This window comes from Streptococcus sp. GMD4S, assembly GCF_000296955.1.
Genome location: NZ_AJRE01000104.1, coordinates 1 through 4,388 on the forward strand (window position 1 = coordinate 1; position 4,388 = coordinate 4,388).

4 protein-coding genes and 1 pseudogene are annotated in these 4,388 nt (G+C 43.8%); 4 read left to right on the top strand and 1 reads right to left on the bottom strand.

The features are described from left to right. The 4 genes and pseudogenes from GMD4S_RS07175 to GMD4S_RS07190 form a co-directional block, all read left to right on the top strand. A pseudogene (locus tag GMD4S_RS07175) lies at positions 1–319 on the top strand (transporter substrate-binding domain-containing protein); the annotation flags it as partial. A 32-nt stretch (positions 320–351) separates the two neighbouring features. Next, positions 352–1,044, top strand: coding sequence for an amino acid ABC transporter permease (locus tag GMD4S_RS07180; protein ID WP_000255460.1), 693 nt, complete (start codon positions 352–354; stop codon positions 1,042–1,044). A 3-nt stretch (positions 1,045–1,047) separates the two neighbouring features. Continuing rightward, positions 1,048–1,770: an amino acid ABC transporter permease gene (locus GMD4S_RS07185; protein WP_000350566.1), complete on the top strand. Its 723-nt coding sequence runs from the start codon at positions 1,048–1,050 to the stop codon at positions 1,768–1,770. A 9-nt stretch (positions 1,771–1,779) separates the two neighbouring features. Then, complete coding sequence (locus GMD4S_RS07190; protein ID WP_000942256.1) at positions 1,780–2,544, top strand: amino acid ABC transporter ATP-binding protein; 765 nt, start codon at positions 1,780–1,782, stop codon at positions 2,542–2,544. Positions 2,545–2,746: 202 nt separating this feature from the next. Here GMD4S_RS07190 and GMD4S_RS07200 read toward each other — a convergent pair. Continuing rightward, a partial coding sequence (locus tag GMD4S_RS07200) for an alpha-amylase family glycosyl hydrolase (protein ID WP_000294363.1) occupies positions 2,747–4,388 on the bottom strand: 1,642 nt, incomplete at its 5' end.

The following is a 4,388-nucleotide window of genomic DNA, read 5'->3' on the forward strand; positions in this document are numbered from 1 at the left end:
TGCTGAATCCTTTAAAGTGGCAGATGCCTATGCCTGGGTCTTAGAAGGACGTTATGACGCCTTCTTTGATATCAAACTGTCCTTTGAAAAAGCAGTTACCGCAGAAGATGGCCCTTACCACCAATATGCGGACAAACTCAGCTGGTTCCCATACAAGGGTATTCCAACTTATCCCTTGATTCACCGTGATGAAAAGGGTGAGAAATTTGCTAAAGAATACGAAAAAGCAATTAAAGAATTGAAAGAAGATGGCACGCTTGCTAAGCTATCTCAGCAATACTTTAAAGAAGATGTCTTTAGTTACGTAGACAAAGACTAGACCAGAAATTCCAAGACTAGAAAGGGTTTTGCATGGTTTCTTATGATTTTTCCAAGGTCTTTCAGTTTTTGCCGACCTTATGGCAGGCGCTTCCTATGACCTTGTCCATTCTCTTTTTTACTACTCTTCTTGGTTCCCTTTTTGGAGGTCTCTTGGCCTGGGCACAAGTAGGAGAAGACAAGAGTTTTGCAGCGATTTCCAAAGGCTATATCTTTACCCTTCGTTGTACACCGCCGATTGTCTTGCTTTTTCTAGTCTTTTATGGCTTGCCAGAATTTCTGAAATGGTGGCTTGGTTTAGATATCAACAACTGGTCTAAAACTATTTTTGTTCTCTTGACGATGATTCTCTTGTTTGCGGCTATTGTTGCCGAGGTTTTCAAGGCAGCCTATCAAGCTATTCCAAAGGGGCAGACAGAGGCCGGGCTTAGTATTGGTTTGACTCCAAGTCAGACTTTTTGGAGAATCATTTTTCCTCAAGCTTTTCAAGTTGCTCTTCCCAATATAACGACCGCTATACTCAATCTCATGCGAGATGCTGCCTTGGCCTATACGATTGGTTTCGTTGATGTTATGGGGGCGGGGAATCTCTTGATTAGTCGCAATTTAGGGAACTACTCTCTGGAAACCTATACGGCAGTTGCGCTTCTTTACTGGGGGATTGCCTTGGTTATTTCTAGCTTGAGTCGTTTGCTTGAGAAGTCTTTGGAGACAAAAGGGAGGTAAGAAATGGATATAGACTATATTGTAAAGACCTTTCTGGAGACCTTGAAGGGTGTGCCAATCACCTTGATTATCATGATTGTGGCTATGGTCTTAAGCTTTTTACCAGCTCTATTTTTAGCCTTAGGGCAGATCTATAAGGTTCGAGGTGTGAGGAGTTTTTCTCTGGTCTATCTGGCCTTTATCCGAGCGACTCCACCGATTTTATTGATTCTCTTCTTTTATAGTTTGTTTCCAAGTTTGCTGAATCAATTTCTCAAAAGCATAGGAAGTGACTTTGATATTTTCAAACTTGATCCTCTCTACTATGCCTTCATCATTTATAGTTTGATGACAGTCGGGAGTTTATCGGAGATTTTGCGTTCAGCCATCTTGACGGTGAACAAGGGACAACTAGAGGCAGCGCATGCGATTGGGCTGACTACGACCCAGGCCTATCTAAGGATTGTTTTTCCTCAAGCCTTGCGCTCAGCCTTGCCTAACTTGGCCAATCTGGTGATTAATATCGTCAAAGGGACCTCCCTGGTCTTTGTTATGACTATCAAGGATATCACCGCTATTGCTCGTGTGGAAGCGTCCTACGGTTACCAGTATTTTGAGTCATATTTTGTGATCTTTTTGCAGTATATTTTGATCTGTGGTTTGATTCAGTGGGGCTTCTCCCTACTGGAGAAAGGCTATGTGAAAAAAGAAGAGAGAGCAAAAACATCTAGCGCGCGTTTTGTATAGGAGGACAGGATGTTACAAGTAGAACATATCGCAAAAACATTTGGAGAGAGACAGGTCTTGGAGGATGTTAATCTTCAGGTCAACCAAGGGGATGTCGTTGTTATTTTAGGACCATCAGGTTCTGGGAAAACGACCTTTCTCCGTTGTCTCAACCACTTAGAAAAAGCTGATAGTGGCCGTTTGACCTTGGCAGGAAAAACCTATGACTTATCCAAATTGAGCAAGAAAGACATTCTAGAAATTCGCCAAAAAACAGCCTTTGTTTTCCAGCACTACAATCTTTTTGCGAATAAAACTGCTCTGGAAAATATTCTAGAAGGCCTAATCGTAGCTCGTAAAGTTCCCAAGGAAGAAGCGCTCAAACGTGCAGAATCTGCCTTGGAAAAAGTTGGTTTACTGGCCTACAAAGACTACTACCCTTCACAACTATCTGGAGGGCAACAACAACGAATAGGAATTGCGCGTGCTATTGCCGTCAAACCCGAGGTCATTTTGCTAGATGAACCAACATCAGCACTAGACCCTGAGTTGGTTGGAGATGTTTTGGATGTTCTGAAACAGTTGGCGGGAGAAGGTGTGACCATGGTGGTCGTCACGCATGAGATGGGATTTGCTAGAGATGTCGCCAACCACGTTATTTTCATGGATGGAGGCCGTATCGTAGAGGAGAACAATCCCCACGATTTCTTTAGTCGTCCACAAGAAGAACGAACCAAGCAGTTCCTGGCTCGTATCTTATCAGACGCTAGCTATAGTGTAGAATATATGATTTGATAGCTAAGTGTATCATAAAAACAACACCCCATGACTAGAAGATTCTTCTGACCATGGGGTGTTTTCTCTATAGGAGGGCTAGGTTATATTCTTTGAAAATCTCTTCAAACCAGGTCAGCTTCGCCTTATCTACAACTTCAAAGCTGTGCTTTGAGCAGCCTGTGGCTAGCTTTCTAGTTTACTCTTTGATTTTCATTGAGTATCAGTTCTCTTTCTTGTTTTTTATCAACCATCCAAGTCCGAGAAGGGCAAGGATACTGAATCCAGCAAGGGCAAGAAGTGATTTGCTCTCAGTTCCTGTGTTTGGAAGGAGGTTCTGAGAGTTAGCCTCTGCAGCGGTTTCTTGAGTTTCAGGATTGGCTGCTAGGCTTTGAGCTTGGCCTTGTTCTGGTTCAACTTCCAAGCTAGAAAGATCAAATTCTGGTTTTTCTTCCACAGCTGGAGCGACAATGGCACCACCTTGAGACAAGCGGAGAACGACAGCAGTGAGAGCGTTCAATTTCAATCCTTTCTCAGTCCATTTAAGGCCTTGAGGGTTGGTAATTCCTACTGGTCCTGCTTGGTTTTCATCAGCCAAGACTTCGGCCTTTCTCAAGTGAGCAAAGGCAGTTCCCAAGTTGAATTCGCGAGCTTTTTCATCCGCATTGACAAAGACAGCGTAGACATCACCGTTTGGAGCAGTGATTTGGTAGCCGATGGTCACATCTTCTTTTTCAACGCCATTTTGTCCTGGGACAGTAATGAGGTGGACGCGCTCCTTGATATCTTGCAGACTCTTGAGTCGGAAAGCGTCTGTAGATTGACGAAGAGCGATCAGACCTTTCATGTAGTCACGGCTCTTGACATTTTCAGGATATGCTTTGCTATCTGTAGCTTTGGTCCAGTCAAACTTGTTGACAGCATCACTAGAGTCGTAAGAGTCATGGATAAAGTAAGGATAGACAAATGGCTTGCCGTCCTTGTCGCGCAACAAGTGAGACTTGTTTGGAACCTTATCCTCTGAGACAGGATTCTTATAGGCTGGATCAAGGAATTGTTTGGTACGTCCGTATTCCTGACCAGAGTGGATAAACGGAGTTCCTTGAGCGGTCAAGACCATGAGGTTTCCAAGTCGCAAACGACGATGAATCTCAGCGTAGTTTTCAGCCTTGCTTGGGTCTTTTTTGATAGACTGGGCAATGATGTCAAAGAGGGTCAAGTTATCATGGGCTGCGATATACTGGATAACATCTCCAGGACTGTCTGCTTCAAAGTTGGTTGGTTGGGCAATGAGATTTTTAAAGATGGTATTGATATCGCGTTTGCCACCTGTGATAAAGGCAGGTTGACCTTCGTTTGGATAGCCAGACTTGAGGTTGTTGCGGATGTCGTCTGAAAAGACAGCGACAGTATCTGTTTTCTTCATCCAATCTTGGTCAGCAGGTTGCACAGGCGCATTTTCATCACCAGTATAGGTTCTCCAGCCTTCACCTAGCATGATGAGATTTGGATTGAGGGCGCGTGCAGCCTTGTAAGCTTCTTCGATAGAAGCCGCATCGTGGTCACCCATCATATCAAAGCGGAAACCATCTACTTTGTAAGTTTCAACCAGATACTTGATGGAGTCTACCAAGACACGTTTAGACATGTAGTGGGTAGTTCCCAAACGACCGCCTCCGAAGCTAGTACGTGGAGTTCCGTCTGCATCCATAAAGTGATAGTAATTTGGCTCAATATCTTCAAAAATATCAACATTTGCAGTATGGTTGTAGACCACATCCAAGATAGCCCCCATGCCACGTTTGTGGATTTCGTTGATGAGGTTTTTGAATTCTGCGATACGTTTTTCTGGATCCTTAGGATTG

Bases quoted from the DNA above. Each gene is read 5' to 3' on its own strand.
- GMD4S_RS07185 (WP_000350566.1), top strand. From the start codon at position 1,048: ATGGATATAGACTATATTGTAAAGACCTTTCTGGAGACCTTGAAGGGT.
- GMD4S_RS07190 (WP_000942256.1), top strand. From the start codon at position 1,780: ATGTTACAAGTAGAACATATCGCAAAAACATTTGGAGAGAGACAGGTC.
- GMD4S_RS07180 (WP_000255460.1), top strand. From the start codon at position 352: ATGGTTTCTTATGATTTTTCCAAGGTCTTTCAGTTTTTGCCGACCTTA.